The sequence below is a fragment of the Streptomyces sp. NPDC021749 genome (assembly GCF_040640655.1).
Taxonomy (GTDB): Bacteria; Actinomycetota; Actinomycetes; order Streptomycetales; family Streptomycetaceae; genus Streptomyces.
In genome coordinates, this window is record NZ_JBFACE010000035.1 from 60009 (window position 1) to 80786 (window position 20778).

Annotated in this window: 18 protein-coding genes and 2 pseudogenes; 16 read left to right on the forward strand and 4 right to left on the reverse strand. The window is 69.9% G+C overall.

The annotated features are described in order from the left end of the window. Positions 1-93: 93 nt before the first annotated feature. The 5 genes from AB0G35_RS28420 (at position 94) to AB0G35_RS28440 (ending at position 4272) form a co-directional block, all read left to right on the forward strand. The gene (locus AB0G35_RS28420; protein WP_360955428.1) at positions 94-1620 is read left to right on the forward strand and encodes a hypothetical protein; all 1527 of its coding nucleotides are present in this window, start codon (positions 94-96) and stop codon (positions 1618-1620) included. 299 nt (positions 1621-1919) lie between these two features. After that, the gene (locus AB0G35_RS28425) at positions 1920-2516 is read left to right on the forward strand and encodes a TetR/AcrR family transcriptional regulator (protein ID WP_360955430.1); all 597 of its coding nucleotides are present in this window, start codon (positions 1920-1922) and stop codon (positions 2514-2516) included. Between the two features lie 75 nt (positions 2517-2591). Then, positions 2592-3140 carry an SRPBCC family protein gene (locus AB0G35_RS28430; protein ID WP_360955432.1) on the forward strand — a complete coding sequence of 183 codons (549 nt, stop codon included), beginning with the start codon at positions 2592-2594 and terminating at the stop codon, positions 3138-3140. A 171-nt stretch (positions 3141-3311) separates the two neighbouring features. Further along, positions 3312-3746: a hypothetical protein gene (locus tag AB0G35_RS28435; RefSeq protein ID WP_360955434.1), complete on the forward strand. Its 435-nt coding sequence runs from the start codon at positions 3312-3314 to the stop codon at positions 3744-3746. A 187-nt stretch (positions 3747-3933) separates the two neighbouring features. Continuing rightward, positions 3934-4272 (forward strand): hypothetical protein, encoded by a 339-nt coding sequence (locus tag AB0G35_RS28440; protein WP_360955436.1) that lies wholly within the window; start codon positions 3934-3936, stop codon positions 4270-4272. Positions 4273-4451: 179 nt separating this feature from the next. Here AB0G35_RS28440 and AB0G35_RS28445 read toward each other — a convergent pair whose 3' ends face one another. Continuing rightward, complete coding sequence (locus tag AB0G35_RS28445) at positions 4452-6182, reverse strand: mycolysin (RefSeq protein ID WP_360955438.1); 1731 nt, start codon at positions 6180-6182, stop codon at positions 4452-4454. Positions 6183-6933: 751 nt separating this feature from the next. Between AB0G35_RS28445 and AB0G35_RS28450 the strand changes: the two genes are divergently transcribed. The 4 genes from AB0G35_RS28450 to AB0G35_RS28465 all read left to right on the forward strand — a co-directional run bounded on the left by AB0G35_RS28450 (position 6934) and on the right by AB0G35_RS28465 (position 11405). Then, positions 6934-7350: a hypothetical protein gene (locus AB0G35_RS28450; protein ID WP_360955440.1), complete on the forward strand. Its 417-nt coding sequence runs from the start codon at positions 6934-6936 to the stop codon at positions 7348-7350. Next, positions 7347-8939: a caspase family protein gene (locus AB0G35_RS28455; protein ID WP_360955442.1), complete on the forward strand. Its 1593-nt coding sequence runs from the start codon at positions 7347-7349 to the stop codon at positions 8937-8939. The genes AB0G35_RS28450 and AB0G35_RS28455 overlap by 4 nt, the downstream gene beginning before the upstream one ends. Before the next feature lie 527 nt (positions 8940-9466). Continuing rightward, a complete protein-coding gene (locus AB0G35_RS28460; protein ID WP_030410179.1) occupies positions 9467-9679 on the forward strand; it encodes a hypothetical protein in 213 nt (70 codons plus the stop codon). A gap of 34 nt (positions 9680-9713) precedes the next feature. After that, positions 9714-11405 carry a hypothetical protein gene (locus AB0G35_RS28465; protein WP_360955444.1) on the forward strand — a complete coding sequence of 564 codons (1692 nt, stop codon included), beginning with the start codon at positions 9714-9716 and terminating at the stop codon, positions 11403-11405. A gap of 187 nt (positions 11406-11592) precedes the next feature. Here AB0G35_RS28465 and AB0G35_RS28470 read toward each other — a convergent pair whose 3' ends face one another. Beyond that, positions 11593-12477, reverse strand: a complete 885-nt coding sequence (locus tag AB0G35_RS28470; RefSeq protein ID WP_360955446.1) for an NAD(P)H-binding protein — start codon at positions 12475-12477, stop codon at positions 11593-11595. Beyond that, positions 12474-12911: a nuclear transport factor 2 family protein gene (locus AB0G35_RS28475; protein ID WP_360955448.1), complete on the reverse strand. Its 438-nt coding sequence runs from the start codon at positions 12909-12911 to the stop codon at positions 12474-12476. The genes AB0G35_RS28470 and AB0G35_RS28475 overlap by 4 nt, the downstream gene beginning before the upstream one ends. Before the next feature lie 85 nt (positions 12912-12996). On the opposite strand from AB0G35_RS28475, the gene AB0G35_RS28480 reads away from it, so the two are divergent. The 3 genes and pseudogenes from AB0G35_RS28480 (at position 12997) to infA (ending at position 15169) form a co-directional block, all read left to right on the forward strand. Next, on the forward strand, positions 12997-13599 hold the full coding sequence (locus tag AB0G35_RS28480; protein ID WP_360955450.1) for a TetR/AcrR family transcriptional regulator: 603 nt from the start codon (positions 12997-12999) through the stop codon (positions 13597-13599). Between the two features lie 285 nt (positions 13600-13884). Continuing rightward, a pseudogene (locus AB0G35_RS28485) lies at positions 13885-14683 on the forward strand (GNAT family N-acetyltransferase). A 261-nt stretch (positions 14684-14944) separates the two neighbouring features. Then, positions 14945-15169, forward strand: coding sequence for a translation initiation factor IF-1 (gene infA / locus AB0G35_RS28490; protein ID WP_360955452.1), 225 nt, complete (start codon positions 14945-14947; stop codon positions 15167-15169). 235 nt (positions 15170-15404) lie between these two features. Here the strand turns inward: infA and AB0G35_RS28495 are convergent, their stop codons facing one another. Further along, positions 15405-15623, reverse strand: a complete 219-nt coding sequence (locus tag AB0G35_RS28495) for an EF-hand domain-containing protein (RefSeq protein ID WP_360955454.1) — start codon at positions 15621-15623, stop codon at positions 15405-15407. Positions 15624-15925: 302 nt separating this feature from the next. On the opposite strand from AB0G35_RS28495, the gene AB0G35_RS28500 reads away from it, so the two are divergent. From AB0G35_RS28500 to AB0G35_RS28515, 4 genes and pseudogenes are all read left to right on the forward strand, one after another. Further along, positions 15926-17155 (forward strand): GNAT family N-acetyltransferase, encoded by a 1230-nt coding sequence (locus tag AB0G35_RS28500; RefSeq protein WP_360955456.1) that lies wholly within the window; start codon positions 15926-15928, stop codon positions 17153-17155. A gap of 514 nt (positions 17156-17669) precedes the next feature. Further along, positions 17670-18446 (forward strand): class I SAM-dependent methyltransferase, encoded by a 777-nt coding sequence (locus AB0G35_RS28505; RefSeq protein WP_360955458.1) that lies wholly within the window; start codon positions 17670-17672, stop codon positions 18444-18446. Between the two features lie 611 nt (positions 18447-19057). Then, positions 19058-20098, forward strand: coding sequence for a vWA domain-containing protein (locus tag AB0G35_RS28510; RefSeq protein ID WP_360955460.1), 1041 nt, complete (start codon positions 19058-19060; stop codon positions 20096-20098). Between the two features lie 429 nt (positions 20099-20527). Beyond that, positions 20528-20778, forward strand: a pseudogene (locus AB0G35_RS28515) (FAD-dependent monooxygenase); the annotation flags it as partial.

Here is a 20778-nt window from a genome sequence, read left to right on the forward strand (position 1 = left end):
CTGCGGACGACTTCTGTGCCGTCGTCAGGATCCCTCGGGGACCGGTAGACGGCCTGTTTTTCGCCAACACCCCCCGCATTCCCAAGGAATTCCATGGCTGTTTCCTGGCGCCGTATCGCCGTGCCCGCCGCCGCGGTCGGCGTACTCGTCCCCGCCGCCCTCGGCACCCACGCCCTGCTCTCCGATTCCAAGGACCCCGGTACGCCCCCGGCCGGTATACAGGCCGCCGGCTCCGCCGAACCGGACGCCGCGGCGGCGGACGACGGTGCCGGGGCCCCCGGCCCGGAGGGCGCCGTCGTCGCCAAGCCGTCCAATGCGCCCGCCGACTCCGGCCGTTCGGTCTCCGTACAGCTCTCGTCCTACGACGCCCAGCGCAAGCAGGCGGTGCTCAAGCCGTCCGCCGGCAAGACCGTGCGCACGGGCGACGTCATCGCCGCCGCGCCCAACCGGCACGCCCCCTCGGGAGCGCTGTTCAAGGTGGGCAAGGTCACCGGCTCGCGCGGTGGCAAGGTCCGGGTGACCACCGTCCCGGCCACGCTCCCGGAGCTGCTCGGCGACCAGAAGGTGGACCGGCGCGCGGCGCTGCGGCCCGGCGAACTCACCGTCAAGCCGCTCTCGTCCGGCGTCAGCGTGCGCACCCCCGCCGCAGGCACCGGCCCGGCCACCCCGTCCGACGGTGCCAGCACGCCGTCCGGCGAGCCGAGCACGCCCGCCGGCGACGGGCCGGACGCGTCGGCCGGAGCCTCACCCAGCCCGTCGTCCTCCGCCTCCGGAACGCCGCGCAACGGGCTCACCCGCACCGGCGCGGCCGCCACCTCCCAGGGCGATGCACTGCCGCCCGAGGCGAGGAAGGGGCTCACCACCCTGCGCCTGGGCGTCAACGTGCCGCTGCCCAAGGGAGTGGAAGGCACCGGTAAGTCTCCCGCCCGGCTCTCCGGCGAGGTGGCGTTCCGGCCTGAGCTGATCTTCCAGTACGACAAGCGCGGCGGCCTGAACCTGCTGCCGGAGCGCGCGGCCATCGGGCTCGGCGGCTCCTACTCCTACGGCTGGCAGGTGCACGGCAAGGTGCGCGGCACCGCCGACACCGGGCAGGTCTCGGTGCCGCTGGCCGCGGTCACCGGGCGGCACGTCTTCTGGGTCGGCCCGGTTCCCGTCGTGGTCAGCACCGAGGTCACCTTCACCTACCGCTTCACCGCCGGCGGGCGCATCGTGCTCGATGCCGATCAGCGCACCTCCGGTTCGTTCGCCGTCGGCGCGAAGTACGACCGCGGGCACGGCTGGCAGCCGCTCCACGAGGCGCACCAGCAGACCAAGGGCGGCACGCCCCGCGTCGAGGGCGCGGCCACCGCGACGGCCCGCGTCGGCGCACATGCCCAGGTGTTCCTCTACGACACCGCGGGGGTCGGCGGCGACCTGTCCGTCCACCTCACCGGGCGGGCCGCGGCGGCCACCGGCGGCGGCGCCCCGGCGTGGGCGCTCAGCGCGGGCTACGACCTGAAGACCCAACTGATGCTGCAGTTGAAGGTCTTCGGCATCCAGATCGTCGACCTCAGGACCACGCCGTTCGCCCTGCACGACGAACGCAAGCTCTTCGGCCACGGAAAGCTGCCGCCGGCCTGAGCCACCGCCGCCACGACGACCACGACGGCTACCGCGGCCGAGTCCGGGCCCGTGGCACCGTGTGGGGTATCGCCCACCGCGACACCCGACATGCCATGGGCCCGGGGCCAGCGGCCCTCCCAACTGCGGAGCAGGGCGCAGGGTCACGGCGACTGACACCGCCCGTCCCCGAGCCGGACAGACACGGATTCCCCGGCATGCCAGCGCGGCAACGTCCACGTGCGCCGTGGGCCTCAGCTGTGCGCGCGGCCTCCAGGGCGCCGATCGGTGGCGGTCATGCGTGTGGTAGCACTGCGTACATGAAGGGCAAGTCCACCGAACGCGCTGGTTACCACCATGGCGACCTCCCCGCCGCTCTCACCGCCGCGGCCATCGAGCTCCTGGACGAGCGGGGGACGGAGCAGGTGACCGTACGTGAAGTCGCCCGCCGGGCAGGGGTGTCGCCGGGAGCGCCGTTTCGGCATTTCGCCGACCGTCAGGCGCTGCTGACCGCGGTCGCCGACCGCATCCTGGCCGACTTCGAGCGGTGGCAGCTCGGCATGGTCGCGGACGTCGAGGGTTCCGTGATGCGCGCGTTCGGCCTGGGCTTCGTCCGTTACGCGATCCGCTACCCGCGCCGCTTCGAACTGATCAAGACCAGGGTGTTCGGCGACGGTCAGCCCGCCGAACTGCACCAGCGCCTGTCGGACATCGAGCGGTCTCTGATCGACATCATCGTCGCCGACCAGAAGGCCGGTGTGCTGCGTCCCGGCGATCCCGCGATCGTGGGTCTCGCGGGTCAGGCGATCGTCTACGGCCTGTCCCAGATGATCGTTGACGGGTATCTGCCGCCGGATCGGGCGGAGCAGCTGGCCGTGCAGGTCCTGGACACCTTGGGCCTCGGCATCGCCAACTGACCAGGTTCCGCAGGGTCTTGACCTCCTCGCCGCGCGCTGATGTAATCACTGATTACATCAGTCGAGGAGGCTTTGATGTCCGTGCTGCGCCTGTCGCGCATTCCGCGATTCCCGGCCCCCGCGGCCATGGGCACGGTGGCCATCAGGGCGACCCCGGCCGATTGCTATCGCGTCGTCAGCGATCCGCCCGTCATGATCCGTCTCGCGGCGGAGGCCCACCGTGCCCGCTGGCTGGGCGGAGCCACTGCCCCTGCGGTGGGCGCCCGCTTCCGCGGCCACAACCGCAACGGCCTGCGTCGCTGGATCACCACCTGCCGGATCACGGATGCCGATCCGGGCCGGTGCTTCGCCTACGAGGTGACGGCGGCGCTCGGAGTCCCCATCTCCCGCTGGCAGTACGACATCGCACCCACAGCGGAGGGCTGCACCGTCACCGAGACCAGCTGGATGCGGGTGCCTCTGTGGTTCATTCCCTTCGCCATCTTGATCACCGGCGTCTTTGACCGCATCGGCGCCAACCACACCAATATCGGCACCACACTGCAGCGTCTCAAGCACCATCTGGAGTCACCCCGGCCCAGCGCGGTGGAGGGCTCGCAGCACAGTGATCGGCCGGTGGGCTGACCGAGCGAGACGACTCCCCCCGGCCTGATCGGTCCTGGCAGATCGAACGGCCGAGGCGGGACGCCAGAGGCCGGCGTCGGACGGAACACACACCAGGAAGGCAGACACCACATGCACGAGGTACGGGACTTACTCGCTCCTGACGCGTTCAGGGGTGTCATCGCAACGGTCATGGACAACAACCCCGGCATGGACGAGCCGATGGCCAGGCGCGTCGTGGAGGAAGCCCTCAAGTTCGTGGTGGCCGCCGCGAAGTTCCCGACGACGTCCATCCGCCCTTCGCGCATCGTCGACGAGGGGTGGCACGCCCTCATTCTGCACACGGCGCTGTACGCCAAGCTGTGCGCCCGGCTCGGACAGTTCGTGCACCACCACCCCGACGGGCCGGACGCCCCGGATCACGACCCGGGCGCACACCTGCGGACCGTGGCCCTGATCGAAGAGGCGGGGTTCAGCGCGGACCAGGAACTGTGGACGGCGGCGACGAGCGCGCTGGTCCCGACGGGAGCGAGGTGCCGGCGACGTCCCCATCCAGGCGGTGGCTGTTCCACTCCGTCCTGTGGCTCTTCCTGCGGCTCGTCATGTGGCGGCGGAGGGGGCGACTAACTTGTCGCGCACCCTCGGCCCTCGGTCTCGTCACCGAACGGCCCCACCGCAAACCCACCCACGGTCGCCCGCCCCACTCCGACGCGCGAGTTGACCGACGAGGGTGCGCTCTTGCCTGAGCAGAGCACCGAACCAGCAGTCATCCGGCACAACGGATTCCGTGCGGGCGGAAAGGACGGGGGAACAAGTGGATCGCAAACGGCACGTGGTGGTGTCGGTGGCAGCAGCCGGGTTGGCGACGGCTGTGCTGGCAGGGTGTGGCGTCGACGGAAAGATCGGAAACTACGACAAGGTCTCCGTCTGGCCGAACGCCGACCCGCGGGGCCAGAGCCCGATCGCCGATCTGACCACGCTCACGCCGGTGACGGTCGAGTGCTACACGCCGGGCAAAGCGGATGCGACCGGATTCGGCTACGGCGCGACGTACAAGATCTCCCACGACGGCGGATCCGGCTACATCGACGCCAGCACGTCCATCATGAGCGACGACGGCGCGGTGTCCCCCGACCGGGTACCCGAGTGCTGACGGGGCCGGTGCTCGCGGGTTGATCACGGTCCGGGACCCTCCCCCGCACACAAGACACCTCGGTCGGGCTCTTCGGCCGGCACTTCGGTGGGGACAGCCATGGACCGGGCCACCTGTCGGCCCGGTCCATGGGTCCATTCAGCTTCCCGCAGTCGGGATCAGTACTGGATGGTGGGGTTTCAGTACTGGATGGTGTGGTTGTAGAGGATGTTCCGGGCCTTCGTCCCGCTGTCCAGGCCGTAATCGGGCCGGTCGTTGACGAAGTACTCACGGAAGCTGGACTGCCAGGTCCGGGACATCATGCTGTTGCTCTTCATCCAGCCGCCGTCGACCTGGGACCACAGGTCGACCAGCGCGGTGGCCACGCGGGCCTCGCAGGCGTCGCCCGGATCGATGCCGTTCGTGGAGCGGTCATTGGCGAGGTTCAGGGAACTGCCGTTGCCCCAGTAGTACGTGGTGTCGTTGAAGGTGTGGAACGCCACCGCGTTGGCGAAGCCCTCGGTCCAGCCGCAGCTGGTGGAGGAGGTGCGGTTGACGTAATGGGGCGAGCAGTTGCTCACATTGGGCCACCAGCCCTTGTAGAGCTTGCCCATGAGGGCGTGGCCCGCTTCGTGGATGGTGGTGTGCTCGGCGTCGGGGTCGTTGTCGGCAAGGTGGATCTTGTCTTCGTTGGTGGTCCAGTAGGTGCCGTCGGTGGAGCCGGGGTACCACTGGACGGTGATCGGGGTGCAGTGGCCGTCCTGCTGGCTGCTCGCCCAGCAGTTGGTCGTGGAACCGCGGTTCCACCACAGCTTGTTGAGCGTGTCGAGGACGTGCCAGGCACGGCTCTGTCCGTCGTTGGCGTACACGTTGCCCAGGCTGGTGCTGCGCGAGATGTTGTTCAGCGAGTACGTGGCGGTGGCGTAGAGGCGGCCGCTGCCGTCGACCACCGACCACATGCGGCCGGCCTGGGTCTGGAACTCCACCCATGCCTGGGAGGTGACGGAGGTGCTCGGGGTGTAGCAGAGGTTGAACTTGCCGTCACCGTTGCCGGTCATCCCCGTGGCGAGCTTCTGCGTACCGCTGTTGGCGGTCGGCTTGCCCCACAGGGTGATGTTGACGTTGCTGACCGGCTCGTCCCGGTTGGCCTTGCCGTTCCAACTGCCGCCCTCCGCTGACTGGAAGCGGTTGCGGAAGGTGCCGCTGACGCAGACCTGGGCATTGGACGTGGCTGCGGCGGCGGCGCGCGGGGAGGCAGGGGCTGAGGCAGCCGAGGGACGGGTGGAGACAGGGGCGGGGGCAGCGGCCTTGGGGGTGACCGGGCGTGGCTTGCGGGTGCCGGCCCCGGGACGGTGGTCCGGAGCCGCATCGCCCTTGGTGATCGAAACCCCCTTGTCGGAGGAGCCCTTGGACCTGCCGACGGTGAGTTCCAACGAGTCGTGCCCGGCGCGGCGCGGGTCGGGACGGTCGATGTCGCTGATGTCCGCCTGGATCTGGGCGGGCCCGGCGGCGACGGCCTCGACCTTGAGCTTGAGGGTGCGGGTGCCCGGGGTGAGGGCGAGCGTCCGGCTGGTGCGCTGGCCGAAGGTGTCCGTTGTGGGTGCCGCCAGGCCGGATTCCCGGCCGGACATCCGGATCGTGGGCGGCAGTTGGATGGACAGTCCGGCGTGCTTGACGTCGGCCTGCGCCCGGACGTCCACGGTGAGGGTGGCCTGCTCACCGACGGCAGGCAAGTGGTTGAGAGAAACGGTGACGCCGAGACAACTGAGCGGCGCCTCGTCGTGCTTCGCCGTGGGGCGGATCGTGCAGGTGCTGCCGGCCGGGGTGGTCGTGCCCGCGAACGCGGACGGCACGACGACGACTGCCAGACAGGCTCCTACGCCTGCCAGCGCGGTCAGGGCAGCGGGTCTGGTGACCCGTATTCGGGACATGGGCATGCCTTTCTGCGGCGCGCAAACGCCCCGGTCTGACACGACCGGATCCGGTGCACGCGAACAGAGCTCTGAGGGGGGTAGGGCACTGCACTCCAGGCACCGCAGCCTTCAACCACCGGAATCAATCGTTGGCCAGAGCTGCACCCTGGGTGACAGTGGCCGAACCATATACCGATGGCCTACGCATGTCATCACTCAAGGCGGAAGATGTGGATCAGGTGCGAATTAGCCGCGGACAAGGGGCAGATGGCCGTATTGCCCCGCGGCGGCGTCCAAAGCGACGGCCCGGGGCAGCGACAACAAGCGAGCTGAACCCCCATCCGCTGCCGGACTGACGGGCTGTCGGCCTTCCGCACGAACGACGAGGCAAGCCGGGCTCGAAGCAACTGCCCGCCTCGACCCGGTCGAGTCCGTTCCGTCCGTCCGACCGGTGAGTTCGGCCTCCTGGCGCCGCCGCAGCCGCAAGACCGCCCCCTCCGGACGCGGACTGCCGCTCGTCGGGGCCCTCGCGAACCGTCGGGGCACCGAACCGCGCGGCTCGGGCAAGGCTCTGTGGTGCGGGTTCACCGTGCCGGTGGCGGGCGGCGAGGCGGAGGGTCGGTGCGGGGAGGGGTACCGGCCGGCGAGCGTCGGTCGGTACCCGGGGAAAGGGGACATCCGCGCCACCTGATCGTGCCAGGATGGCAGCGGCCACCTGCCGTGGCCACCGCTATGTGAGAGCCGGATGGGGCTGTGGGGAGATGCCGCCATGGGGGAACTGACACTGACCGTCGAAGCGCCGGACGTCGAGGCGGACTTACGGGCGCTGCACCAGTGGCTGTCGGCCGGCGACGGGCTGCGCGGACGGGTGCACCCGCGGCACACTCCGCCGCCGCCCGGCCACATGGGCGGCAGCGCGGACGCGCTGACCGTCATCCTGGGCTCGGGCGGCATCGTGGGGCTGATCGCCCCGCTGTGCGCCTGGCTCACCAGTCGTCGCAGTGACGTCACCGTCACGCTGGAGGCGGACGACGGTCGGAGGGTCACCCTCGACGTCACACGCGCCACCGACGAACGGGCGGTGATCCGCGAGGCGCAGGAGGTGTTCCGTTCGCTCGCCGAACGGCCCGCCGCGCACCCCGACGGGCAGGCGTCCGGCGCGCACCCCACAGGGCAGGGGGAATGAGCGGGCACACGGCCGGTCCGAGACTTCCGCACGGCCCCACCAGCCGGGCCGTGCTGATCGGAACCAGCCGTTTCAGCAGGGCCGAACTGCCCGACATGCCCGCCGTGGAGGCGAACCTCCGGGCGCTCAAGGCCGCGCTGACGCATCCCGTGCACGGTCTGCTGGCCCCCGAACACTGCCGCGTGGTGTCCGACCCCGCGGACCAGGCCACCGTCGGCACGGCGCTGAGCTGGGCGGTAAGGGAGGCGGACGACCTCCTGCTGGTCTACTACGCCGGGCACGGGGTGCTGGACGACGACGGGTTGCTGCACCTGGGCCTGCGGCACACCGACATCGACCAGGCCGGCTTCTCCGCCGTACCGATCGAGCTGGTCAAACGCAATGTGAGCGACGCGCGCGCCGCCTACCGGGTGCTCCTGCTGGACTGCTGCTTCTCCGGGCGGGCGATCTCCGCGATGTCCTCGCCGGCCCAACTGGCCCTCGGGCAGCTAGAGATGGCCGGTACGTATCTGCTGACCGCGTCCACGAAGACGACACCGGCCCACGCTCCCCAGGGCGCCGCCCACACCGCGTTCACCGGGGCCCTGCTGACCGCCCTGGCCCGGCCGGCCCCGCTGGCCCTCGACGAGATCCACGCCCATGTCGACCGCGAACTGCACGGCCGGGGGCTGCCGCGGCCGCAGCGGCGGGCGGCGGGCAACGCGGGGTCGCTGGCGCTGGTACGGGGGTGGTCGGAGCCGGCGGCGGGGGCACCGCGCCCCGAGGCCCCACCCTGGCCGTCGGCGCCGCCCCCGCCCCCTCCCCCGCGGCGCGCCCCGGAGGCGGGGGTCTTCCATCTCGGCCCGCCGGCGCCCGCTCCCGTACGCACCCGGCGCCGCGGCGCGGTGGTCGCGGCCGCCCTGGCCGGTGCGGCGACGGTGCTACTGGCGGTGTCGCTGGTCAAGTGGCTGCCGGGCACCTTCGGGGACGATGACCGCGCGGGCGGAGGCAAGGAGGGGCCGCAGGCCACTCCGACCGTCCATCACGACGAGGCACCGACCCCCCAGGGCGGCAAAACGCCGATCGCGGCGTCGCCCAGCACCCAGCCGTCCCACCGCGCACCGTCCGAGCCGAAGGCGGTGTACCGCGACAAGCACCTGGTGATCCCGGGCCCGTCGTGCGGTCTCGGCGGCGATCAGCTCCTCGATCTGGACAACGCCACGGTGGCGAAGGGAGACACCTACGGGGGCGGGAACGCCAACGTCGATCTGGTCTACGGCGGTTGTCTCGGCGAGGGCGGCAGCACCGCCGGCGGCATCAAGCTCAACGACGCCTCCACGGTGATCCGGCTGGGCCAAGCCGACCCCGGCACCTCCACGGCAACCGCCTGCCGGGCCGCGGCCAACGAGCGCGCCGTCCCCCTGCCCGTCTTCTCCAAGGACCTCGCCGCCGGCACGATCTGGTGCCTGATCACCACGGACGACCGGGTGGCCAAGCTGACCATCACCAAGGTCGGCGGACCGTACGGCCAGGGCTACATCGGCATCGGCGCGGTCAATCCCACGCTGAACGTGACGGCGACGTTGTGGGAGAAGGCTGAGGGGGCGTAGGCGGGACGGATGCGTGCCTTCGGGCCCGCCGCGCCACCGGCGCCGGCGAGCCCGGGGGCACGTCTTCGTTTCAGGCACCGGCCCACCGGTGCGCCTGGCTGGCCCGGACTGGTGAAGCGGGACTGATGAAGCGGGACTGGTGAAGCGGGACTGATGAAGCGGGACTGGTGAAGCCGAACTGGTGAAGCCGGATGGAGGCATTACCGTCCAGGATGCGCATGGTGCCGGAATGACACAGGCCAACGAGAGAATCGCACCGTCGACGGTCTGGCGGACCGTAAAGGAAGACCGCGACGCCCGGCAGGGCCGGGACTGCGGCGTACCCCCGGTCGCACCACCTGAAGCCACGCACCCTACGCACCCTTCGGGAACATTAGGCCGAACGGGTGTTTTCTCTGCGAGTATCACGCGGCTTACCTGGACCTATCGAATCGCCGGTTTTCCGGGAGAGGCGAAAGCCGTGACAAGTCCATCACGGCAACGCGACACTCGCTATATCCACCCGAACCACTCCGAAGGAGTAACCGATGTCCTGTCCTCCCCCTCCGGTCGATGCCCGTAAGGCCTTAGATTTCCTGCGGACGAGCGGACTTGTCGACCTCCGCATTCCGCTGGAGCAAGTCGTTGACCAGGTCAGCCAACTCGACGACGTGGCCGGCTATGTCCTCGCCTGGGAGCGGTATGTCCTTGTGGTCGCCAACCAGGTCGCGGAGTGCGACGACGGCGCTGCGGGCAACTGAGCCACTGACTTAGCCGACCGCCGGGAGGCATCCGATGGACACGACGCAACCCGGTGACGGCTCGTCACAAAGGCGCGCGGTGGAGACCCGGGCGGTCGCCTGGCTCGCTGCGCGCCGGGATCTCATCGATCCGGCCGAAGCCACCACTGACCGTGTGCTGTTCGCCCGCAAAGCGCTCATCGAGACCGCCTTCCTTGTGGGCCTTCGGGCGCGCCTCGACCCGGAACCCTTGGACGGTCACTACGCGGCGCTCCTGGACCAGGTCGAGGAGATCGCGGCTCGGCCCTCCTATCGCGAGCTGATCGCCCGGGACGAGGCTGCCCTTCTGTTGTACGCGGGGACCTATGCAGCATTGCGGCTCTGCGGACGCGACGACCCGGAATTCCGGCAACTTCTCACTCAGGCCGCTGCCGGAGGTTACGCGACGGTATTCGAGCGGATCCCGTACCGGCAGCTTGATCTGCTGCACACCCTGGAGCTGTGCGGTATCCGGCATTCGCTGCCGGCCATGGACGACGTCCTGCCGTTCACCTTGCTCTGCAACAAGCCGAATGTCGTCAAACTCGCCGACCGCGACATCTACGCCATCACCCACACGATCTTCTACGCCACGGATTTCGGTCTGCGCGAGCCCCGTTGGCCCTCGGACTTCGATACGGGCGCGGCGGTGGAGCTGCTCGAAGCACTCCTCGTTCTCACCCTTGACCAACGAAATGCCGACCTGGTGGGAGAACTTCTGTGCTGCCTGTTGTGTCTCGGGGTGAGAGATTCCGAGGAAGCCTGCCGGGCATGGGAGTTCCTCGCGGCGGCACAAGAGGCCGAGGGGCGGGTCAACGGGCCACCTGGCGTGGTCCACCCCGGACTCACCGACGGCGACGACGCGTACCAGCACTGGGCCACCGGCTACCACACCACCATCGTCGTGGCCCTGGCCGCCCTCCTGGACCGCAGCCCCAAGGTGATGCGCAGACAACGGCCGTCCGTACCGACGCCCCGCCTCAGCGTGGAAGAGCCGTTGCGGCAGGCGGTGTTGTGGCTGGCGGACACCAGTCGGCGCCACGACCCGGCCGGTTGTCTGCCCGCCGCAGCGGCTGTCGCGCATGCGGCCGAGGCTCTTGGCGAATCCGAGCTCGCTCGTCCGCTGCTCCTCGAATTCTCCGAACGTCTCGCGCATGCGGAACCGGACGTGTGGCAGGGACACGGGATGGAGGTCGTGGGTGAGTTCGCGTTCGGCCTGCGGGCGCACGGGATCACCTGCCCGTCACTCGATACGTTCCTCAAGTCCACCGCCGCCGCCGTCGAACTCCTCGACAAGGTTCCGCCACAGGCGGCGTACAACGTCCGACGCCTCGTCGGTCTGGGGCTGCTCGCTCCTCGGCGTGCGGCCGCGCTGATCGACGCCGGAGCCGACGGGCCGCACTCCTCGCCGGAGACGTCCACCGCCGCCTTGCCCGAGGCCTGCAAGAACTACCACCTGGGGCACATCGCCGGCATCGTCCGGGACTCGGCCCGTGCCGGGCGGGCCCAGCACCGCGTCACCCGCGACGCCGTCGCCCTTCTTCTCGCCCAGCAGAGCCCCTCCGGTGCCTTCGGCCGCCCGGCCAGCGACGATCCGGCACTCCGCGCACGCACGATGCTGTCGTGGACCCAGAGTGTCGTCACGGCCCTGGCCACCGTGCACACCGCCTGCGGTACAGCCCTCACCACCCGCCAGCCCCTTCGCTGACCTGCGGGGTGGTGGCCGTCACCGGAACCACCGCCTCAAGGCCCGGCCGACTGACCGTGGTGATCTGCCTGGGCAAGTCGGCCACGACCGAAGCAGCCGCGGCAGCACCGAACCTCACCGCCGTAGCACCCGGTAACGGCCGAGGTCACGCGGCGACTCGAACCGGAACGGCCGGCGGCGTGGAACGTCAACTGCCTGGTCGCAGCTCCCTCTCCGCGACGTCGCGGAAGGTGCGCGCGGGCCGCCCCGTCACGCGCTGGACGGAGTCGGTGACCCGGTCCTCCGCGCCCTCGGCGATCGCCCGGTCCATGCCGGCCAGCATCGCGGCGAACTCCTTTGGCATCAGCGCGGCGAGCCGGTCGCACATCTCCCGGTGGGACAGCGGCCGGTGGACCACGGGGCGGCCGGTGACCTCGGTGACGACCGTGGCGATGTCGTCGTAGCTCATCGCCTCGGGACCGGTGAGGAGGAGGTCGGTGTCGGGGGTGTGCTCGTCGGTCAGGGCGCGGACGGCGACAGCGGCTATGTCGTCGGCGTCGACGAAGCCGACCCGGCCGCTCCCGGTGGCGGTCCAGATGGCGCCGTCGGTCCGGATGCTGCGGGCGTGCATGTGGCTACCGGTGAAGTTCTGCATGAACCAGGACGGCCGCAGCACCGTCCACTCGTCGAAGATGCCCGGCAGCGCCTGGTGCACCAGGCCCACGGCCGGTCCGCCTTCCGGGATGGAGGAGGCGCTCAGGAGCACCGCGCGCCGCACGCCTGCGGCGCGGGCCCGGCGCAGGAAGGGCAGGACGACGGCCGCGGGGTCGGGATCGCCCACGGGCGGGATCACGTAGACGCGGTCGACGCCTTCGAGGGCGGCCTCATGGGTGCCGGAGTCGTACCAGTCGAAGACGACCGGTTCGGCGCCTGGCACCGGGGTCGCCCTGCGGCTGGCGGCCTTGACCGCGTGACCGGCGGCCGTCAGCTGTGCGGCGGTGCGGCTGCCGGTGGTGCCGGTGGCGCCGATGACGAGCGTGGTGCCCGTGAGTCGAGTGGTGCCCGTGAGCCGAGTGGTGCCGGTGGCGGTCATCGGCCGCTCCCGGCGACGTCGATGCCGGGTTCGAGGGCGGCGAGGGGGTTCCAGTAGTCGCGGTAGGAGGTGATGCGCCCGTCCTCGACGGTGACGACGGCGATGTACGTCATGTCGAAGGGACGGCCGGTCTCCACCAGCCGGCCGACCCCGCGCATCTCGACCACGATGGTCCGCGGCTCGGCGGTCTCGTGGATCCGCAGGTCGGCTTCGGGGAAGTCGTGAAGGTCGATCCGGTCGGGGTAGTCGCGCATGTAGGCGGCGATGGCCTCCCTCCCCTCCAGCCGCGCGGGCCAGCCGGGTGGCGCGAACGGAAACTCCATCACGCCGTCCTCCGCCCACAGGCCGACCCAGCCGGGGATGTCCTTGTCGAGCAGGAGTCGCAGGCTGTGGCGGTACAGCTCCACCGGAGAGATCGATACGGGTAGGGGCACGGGTATCCTCCATCTCATGGAATGCGGACCCTGGGTCCGGTTCGACAATACGGACTCCGGGTCCGCTTTTCAATGGAGGAGCCACGTGGCCGAGCGCAAACCCCGCAAGGACGCCGCCCGTAACCGGAAAGCCGTTCTGGAGGCCGCCGACGCCCTCTTCGCCCGCGCCGCGAGCCCCGAGGACCTGACCATGGCCGACATCGCGGCGGCGGCCGGAGTCGGCAAGGGAACGCTCTTCCGCGCCTTCGGCGACCGCGCCGGCCTGCTTCGCGCGCTCTACGAGGCCCGACTCGAACCGATCAGGGAGGCCGTGGAAGCGGGCCCGCCACCCCTCGGGCCCGCCACCCCGCCGAAGGAACGCGTACTCGCCCTGCTCGACGCCGTCCTGTGCTTCAAGCTCGACAACCGGCGCCTCGCGCTGGCCCTGGAGGAGAGCGGGAGCAACAGCCTGTACCAGGCGGAGCACTACGAGCGGTGGCACGGCCTGCTCCGCTCCATGCTGGAACAGCTCCCGGGCCTGACCGACGCCGCGTTCACCGCCCACGCCCTGCTCGCCGCCACCCGTGCCGACCTCGTGGAGCGCCTGGCCGACCAGGAGGGCACGCCGCGCGAGCGACTGCGGGCCCAACTGGCAAGCTTCGCCACCAAAGTTGTGACCTCCCACCCGGACACCTCCCGGCACGACTGATCGGCCGGCATCCGTCGTGGCCGCAGTCGTGGGGCGGTGTCATGGGGCAGTGTCATGCGGCAGTACGTCCGACCCCTGTCCGGGGCAGCCGACCGTGCCCCGATAAATGGGTGGGGCCGACCGAACCCCGCTGGTACCGTCCGGGCAGCCGTGAGAGAACGCGAGGAGGTGAGACCCATGAAGGCTGTATCCGTGTGGGTGCTCCCCCTTTTCGTCACGGTGGGCGATTGACGTAGCTGTCGCCTGGGAGCGCCTCAGACAAGGCACTCCTGAAAGGCGACACCTATGGACTTTGCGCATTCCACTCCGGGCACGGACAACCCCGCAGTCGTGGTCATGCGGGCGTCGGACAGGCAGTGGCTTGCCGTGGAGGACGACCGGACGGTCGGCCGCGGCGATGCTTCGCGCCGACCCGACGGGCGGCTCTTCCTCAGCATCGACGCATGGCACGGCGCGGTCTTCGACCGCATCGCCGAGGCAATGCTGGCGGACCTGCCGGCACCGCTGTACTCCGTCGTCGACGAGGCCGATCACGACTCGCGGTCCGCCTGGGAGCGGTCCGGCTTCGCCACCGCACGTCGCGAGTGGGGCTACCTGGTGCCCACCGACCCGCAGGTCACCGGGCTCGGCTTGGTCCACCCCCCCGTCAGGCGTCACGATCGTGCCCGCCGGCAAGGCGGAGGAGGGCCCACTGCGCGCCCTGGACCGCATCATCCGCGACGAGGTCGAGGCCGCCGTCGGATGGCGGACGATGCCGGCCGAGGTGCTGCCCCGCCCGGCGGGAACCACCCTGGTCGATCCGTCGAAGTACACGGTGGCGCGGCACTTTGACCAGTACGTGGGGCTGGTCCGGGTCGCGCCGCTGCCCCGGCAGCCACGGATCGGCCTGATCGCCGTCCGCGCTGATAGCCACCGTCGCGGCATCGCCCGGGCGCTGCTGGCCCACACCCTGGGTTCGCTGCACCGCACCGGGACCGCTTCGGCATGGGCCGAGGTGGACGACTCCAACGCGGCGGCTACCGTCCTGTTCGAGAGCATCGGTGCCCGGCGCACGGCCAGCAACCTGGAGCTCGTCCGCCGCTGACGCTCCGCCACACCGCGGCGAGCGGCCAAGCCCAGCCCGAAGCAGGGGCGGTGACAGCCGCTCCGACGGGCGGGCGCCGGATGACCGTCGTCCACGGTTGGGCTGTGCCCGGCTGCCGGCCGCCGGTACTGCGCCCGACCACACCGCCTTCATTCCGTACCGAATCCACGTACCGAATCCGCCCACCGAATCCGCCCACCGAATCCACATACCCAAGCCACCGACCGAAGTCGCCACCACAGAACGAGAGAGTGAGAGACCATGACGAAAACAGCAGGGGGCGTAGAAGTCGAAGGCACCGTCATCGAGTGCCTCCGCAATGCCACTTTCAAGGTGGAGCTCAAGAACGGGCACACGGTGCTCGCCCACATCAGCGGCAAGATCCGGAAGAACTACATCAAGATCCTCCCGTACGACCGGGTGCTCGTGGAGCTCAGCCCCTACGACCTCACCCGCGGCCGGATCCGCTACCGCTACCGGTCGTAGCGGAAGACGCCGGCCGGATCACCCCGTAGGGACGCGGCCCGCGCTGGACGGCCCACACCGTCCGGCCGGGTCTGCGGCCTGCTTTCGAGACCGCCCGTGCAGTCAGCAGTCAGCAGTCAGCAGTCAGCAGTCAGCAAAGCGTTCGCCATCCTCGACGGCAGGCTGCGCGCGACCGCGCCACATCGGTGGGATGGGGAACCGGGTCCGGCAGGTTCCCGTGCCGGACCCGGCAGTGTCAGCCATTCATGGCCGTCCAGAACTCCTCGAAGGACATCTGGCGGTCGCCGTTGGTGTCGAGCGAGTCGATCAGCTCCTGGGCCTGCGCCTCGGTGATCTCCGAGCCTTCCAGCTCCGCCACGACCTTCCGGTATTCGTCCGCGGTGACCTGGCCGTCCCCGTCGACGTCGTAGCGCTCGAAGACCTTGCGCGCCGCTGTCTCCACGATGTCTGCCATGTGTTCCGCCCTTCTGCGATCTTCGCTGACGGACCCAGGTTAACCGTCCGCTCGGAGCGACGCGGGCGCGCCCAACCTGCCCAGCGGTTGCGGGCCGAGCTCGTTGCCCGTTGCCCTTCATGGACCGCCAGGGGGGCAAGCCGGCGGCAGGCGGCGTCTTCATCGTCGTGGCAGGTGCGGCCTGGCACGAGCTCTATGACGAGTACTGCCGTAATTCGCTTGACCGGGCCACGGGGCAACACTGCACTGTGGCGGTGCACCACACGTCGTGGTGCCGGGACCCCGGGGAGGCAGCGGCAGCAATGGAGATACGTCCCACGACCGACAAGGACCTCGATGTCTTCGTCGACACACTCCATGCCGCGTTCGCACGCTTCCCGGAAACCCCGACCGACGGCGGCGGGGTCTGGTGGGCCGCGTTGGAAATGGACCGCGGTCTGCTCGCCCTGACGCCGGACGGGCGGCCGGTCGGCACCGCCGGTGCGTACTCCTTCGAGCTCACCCTGCCCGGCGAGATCCTCGCCCCGGCGCCAGGCGTGAGCGCCGTCGGTGTCCTGCCCTCGCACCGACGCAAGGGCGTGCTCAGCGCGATGATGCGGCATCAGCTCGCCGAGCTGCGGGCGGGAGGGGAGTTCCTCTCCGTGCTGCTGGCCTCCGAGGCGCCGATCTACGGCAGGTTCGGCTACGGACCGGCGACCTACACGCAGCGCCTGACGGTGCCACGGCACCAAGCCGCCCTCGCCCTGCCCCGGGCGCGCGCAACGGCCGGCGCACCAGCGGCAGGATCGGACACCGGCTCGGTGGAGCTGCTGCGGCGTGCCGAGTGCGGCGAGATCTTGGAAGAGGTCTACGACCGGTACCGCCGCGCACAGCCCGGCGCGCTGTCCCGGCCGCACCGCTGGTGGGCGTTGGGCGCGGGGCAGCCCCCGGTCTCTCCGGCGCCGCGCTACGTCGCCGTCCACCGGGACACCGACGGCGTCCCGGACGGGTACGCCAGCTACTCGGCCGCGTCCGGCACCCTGACGGTCGACGAGACCATCGCCACCGACGACGCCGTCTTCACGGCCCTGGCCCGGTTCGTGCTCGGACACGACCTGGTCACCGAGGTCGTGTTCAAGCACGTCCCGCCCGAGCACCCGCTGCGCTGGCAGCTGGCGGACTTCCGCGCCGGCCAGGTGAGCGAGGACACCGACTGGCTCTGGGTACGGCTGCTGGACGTGCCGCGTGCGCTGACCGCGCGCGGCTGGTTCACGGACGGCGAGCTCGTCCTCGACGTTGATGACCCGTTCCTCGGCGAGCACGGCCGCTACCTGCTGACCGTCCAGGAGGGCAAGGCCGACTGCGTCCCGACGGACCGGGAGCCCGACCTGTCCCTGGACATCAGCGACCTGGGCGCGGTCTACCTCGGCGGTACCGCCCCGAGCACGCTCGTGCGGGCCGGACACATCCGGGCCCACCGCCCGGGCGCGGCCGCCCTTGCTGACGCCCTCTTCCGCGCCGAGCGCTCCCCGCACTGCCTGCACTGGTTCTGACCGGCCCGCTCGCCGACCCCGCACACGTCTCGTCAGGTGCCGTTTCCTTCGGCCGGGGGGGTGGCGTGTGGGGCTTGATGTGGCGGGTCTCCTTGAGCGTCCGGTGGTCTGGTGCCGGATGAACTGGGGGAGCTGTTCAGGCGGATGGTTCGGGAGACGGCCATCGGGCTCCCGTAAGGAGGCGGATGGTTGCGGAGACGGCCGTTGGGCTCTCGCAAAAGGCGGCCGGCGCCGCGCCGGCGACGGCGACGGCGACCGGGAGAGGTTGGCGGCGATCGTGTTCGTGGCCATGTGGCCACCGGTTGGTAGGCGAGCGGCCTCTTCTGGCCGGTGGGTGGTCGAGCGACCGTCTCCTGGCGGCGGGTGGTCGAGCGGCCGACTCCTGGCCGGCGGGCTTCCGTCGCCTCCACCGACGCTACGAACGCAATGCGGAACACTTCCTCGGTCCGCCGCCCTGGCGCCCCGCAGAAAAACCGGTACCGCTGACGGCTGGGCCATCCCTACTGTTCGGCTCATGGACCACACCACCGGCCCGCCGCGGCTGACCCGACTGACGTTCCACGGCCCCCTCTCCGAGGACCGGGCCGCCAGGATGATCCGCCGGCTGTCCGCCGAAGCCACCCTGACTGCTCCCACGTCCGTGCTGGACATCGGCTGTGGCTGGGGAGAGTTCATGCTCCGCTTCCTTGAGGAGACACCCGGCGCGACCGGTGTCGGTGTCGATCTCAATGAGGACGACCTGGCCCGCGGGCGCGCCAACGCCGAGGCCCGCGGGTTGGCCGAGCGCGTCCGTTTCGTCCAGGAGTCCGCCGTCGACACCGACCAAGGCCCCGCCGACCTCGTTCTGTGCCTCGGTGCCGGGCACGCCCTCAGCGATGCCCAACCACCTGAGCACACCACAGCCGCCCTGCAGGCCCTCCGTCGTCTGGTCACCCCGGGCGGCCGGGTCGTTCTCGGCGAGGGATTCTGGCAACGCCCGCCCACCTCAAGTGAGTTGTCGGCCATGTGGCCGGACGCCTCCCCCGCTGAGTTCCATGATCTCGCCGGCCTCGTCGACCTCGCCATCGCCGCGGGCTTCCGGCCCGCCTGGATCGAGACCGCGAGCAACGACGAATGGGAGGAATTCGAGTCCGCCTACCAGTCCGACGTTGAGGAATGGCTCGCCGCACACTCCGATCACCCCTTGGCGAAGGAGACCCTCGACCGCGTCGATCGCCACCGCACCATGTGGCTCCGGGGTTATCGCGGCGTCATGGGCCTGGCCTACCTGACCCTCGTTCCGGTGCGCTGAGGGGCGAGGAGCCCGGGTCCCAGCATGGTGGTCACTTGCCGTCCGCGATCAGGACGGCGCCGACCAGACGGCCGTCGAGGACATCGTGGCGTGACGCCCCGACAGCTGAAGCTCGGTACAGCAGAGGAAGACCTGCGGTCGCCCGCCACGGGCCATCGCCCCACCGAGCCCACACAAAAAGGCCTCTTCCCCGATACCCCGATACGGGGAAGAGACCTTTCCGGCGGGCCAGCGGATCGGCGGACCAGCGGGCCGGCGGACCAGCGGATCGACGGATCGACGGATCGACGGATCGGCGGACCGGCGGACCGGCGGACCGGCGGACCGGTAAAGGAGCCGGCTCAGCCACCACTCAGCTCCATGCCCTTGATCGACGCGCCCACCCCCCGACCAGTCAACGCGGCGGGCCCGGATGCCTACCCGCGCACAGCACGCTCGCTGGGCCGCAGGCTCGCTCAAAGCCAACGGCACCGACTGCCCGTCGACGGTTCCGCCAATCGACTCCGAGGAGAAGGTCGGGATTGTCTGCCTGCATCCGACGCGGGACCACGATCGATTGTCAGTGGTGGGTGAGACGATCGGTGCATCGAGTCGGAAGAGGGGGAGCGGCTATGTCCGGGAACCAGAACTACATCAATCACGTTGCTCTTGTGCTGGATGCGAGTTCGTCCATGTCGCAGCTGAGCCGCAAGGTCGTCGAGGTCGCCGACCAGCAGATTGCTTATCTGGCCCGCCGGTCGGAGGAGCTGGATCAGGAAACCCGCGTGACGGTGTATGTCTTCGCGGACAAGGTGGAGTGCGTCATCTACGACAAGGACGTGCTGCGGATGCCGTCCCTGAAGCAGCTGTACCGGGTTGGTGGAATGACGGCGTTGCTGGCGGCCACGCTGAAGTCGCAGCGGGAGTTGGCGCAGACCGCTCAACTTTACGGCGACCACAGCTTCTTGACGTTCGTACTGACGGACGGGCAGGAGAACGCAAGTCACCGCTGTGTGGATGCCGCTGTCAGGGATCCGCGTGGACTGGTACAGGCTGTGGCGGAGATGATCGAGACGCAGCAGGACAACTGGACACTGGCTGTCCTTGTGCCGGACCAGATGGGCAAGCGCGAGGCCATGCACTGTGGTTTCCCGAAGGACAACATCGCCATCTGGGACGCCACGAGCACGCAAGGGCTGGAGGAGGCCGGGCAGGTCATCCAGCAGGCGACCGAGAAATTCATGGTGGGCCGCACCAAGGGCATCCGGGGATCGCGAGCGGTGTTCTCGACAGGCGCCGAGGCTGTCAACAAGGACACCATAAAAGCGGCCGGTCTTACCCCGGTGGATCCGTCCGAGTACCAGTTGATTCCGGTGGCTCGCGAAGCGACGATCCGAAACTGGGTCATCGAATGCGGGCACACCTTCCGTACCGGCTGTGCGTTCTATCAGCTGGGTAAGTCGGAGAAGGTCCAGGCGCGTAAGCAGATTGCGGTGCTGGAGAAGAAAACGGACCGGGTGTATACGGGGCCGGAGGCCCGCGCCCTGCTCGGCCTGCCGGACATGGAAGTTCGCGTCAAGCCGGACCACAACGACGACTTCACGATCTTTGTGCAGAGCACCAGCGTGAACCGGAAGCTGGTACCGCACACGCGGCTACTGCTGATGAACTGACGGCTCAAAGCCCCGCAGGTGACGACTGGCGGGGCTTTATGCCCCACACATGGGCGGTGGTGGGGGCCTGCTCGAAATGCGGGCCCCTCGGACGGGTTCAAGACCAGCTGCTGGTGCCTCCTCCTCCGCCACCAGACATGGCTAGGGCTCCCGACATCCTGGTCGAGTGGTTCACCGAGGTCCGGCTGCCGTTCGGTGTCGGGTGGTTGTTGGCGGTGGTCGGTGATCTGTCGGTGAACTGTCGATGGCTGCCGGGACATTGGAACTGGTTGGCGCCGGCCGTCAACGGCACCGGCACCGGCAACCGGCACCGGCACCGGCACCGGCACCGGCCACCAGCATCGCCTCGTCCCGACTTACTGGAACGGCGCTCCCGGAGTGACCTGCCGGGCGCCCACCCAGCGGCCCACGATCAGGAAGAAAGCTCCCATGACCACTCACGTCACGATCATCGGCGCCGGGCTCGGCGGCCTCACGCTCGCCCGCGTCCTGCACGTCCACGGAATACCGGCCACGGTCTACGAGGCGGAGCCCTCCCCGACCGCGCGTTCGCAGGGCGGGATGCTCGACATCCACGACTAAAACGGCCAACTCGCCCTTGAAGCAGCGCAGTTGATGGAGGAGTTCCGTGGCCTGATCCTGGAGGGCCGCCAGGCCATGCGGGTCCTCGACCCGGACGG

Coding starts and splice junctions, on each gene's coding strand:
- AB0G35_RS28420 (WP_360955428.1), top strand. CDS start 94: ATGGCTGTTTCCTGGCGCCGTATCGCCGTGCCCGCCGCCGCGGTCGGC.
- AB0G35_RS28425 (WP_360955430.1), top strand. CDS start 1,920: ATGAAGGGCAAGTCCACCGAACGCGCTGGTTACCACCATGGCGACCTC.
- AB0G35_RS28430 (WP_360955432.1), top strand. CDS start 2,592: ATGTCCGTGCTGCGCCTGTCGCGCATTCCGCGATTCCCGGCCCCCGCG.
- AB0G35_RS28435 (WP_360955434.1), top strand. CDS start 3,312: ATGGACAACAACCCCGGCATGGACGAGCCGATGGCCAGGCGCGTCGTG.
- AB0G35_RS28445 (WP_360955438.1), bottom strand. CDS start 6,182: ATGTCCCGAATACGGGTCACCAGACCCGCTGCCCTGACCGCGCTGGCA.
- AB0G35_RS28450 (WP_360955440.1), top strand. CDS start 6,934: ATGGGGGAACTGACACTGACCGTCGAAGCGCCGGACGTCGAGGCGGAC.
- AB0G35_RS28455 (WP_360955442.1), top strand. CDS start 7,347: ATGAGCGGGCACACGGCCGGTCCGAGACTTCCGCACGGCCCCACCAGC.
- AB0G35_RS28460 (WP_030410179.1), top strand. CDS start 9,467: ATGTCCTGTCCTCCCCCTCCGGTCGATGCCCGTAAGGCCTTAGATTTC.
- AB0G35_RS28465 (WP_360955444.1), top strand. CDS start 9,714: ATGGACACGACGCAACCCGGTGACGGCTCGTCACAAAGGCGCGCGGTG.
- AB0G35_RS28470 (WP_360955446.1), bottom strand. CDS start 12,477: ATGACCGCCACCGGCACCACTCGGCTCACGGGCACCACTCGACTCACG.
- infA (WP_360955452.1), top strand. CDS start 14,945: ATGACGAAAACAGCAGGGGGCGTAGAAGTCGAAGGCACCGTCATCGAG.
- AB0G35_RS28495 (WP_360955454.1), bottom strand. CDS start 15,623: ATGGCAGACATCGTGGAGACAGCGGCGCGCAAGGTCTTCGAGCGCTAC.
- AB0G35_RS28500 (WP_360955456.1), top strand. CDS start 15,926: ATGGAGATACGTCCCACGACCGACAAGGACCTCGATGTCTTCGTCGAC.
- AB0G35_RS28505 (WP_360955458.1), top strand. CDS start 17,670: ATGGACCACACCACCGGCCCGCCGCGGCTGACCCGACTGACGTTCCAC.
- AB0G35_RS28510 (WP_360955460.1), top strand. CDS start 19,058: ATGTCCGGGAACCAGAACTACATCAATCACGTTGCTCTTGTGCTGGAT.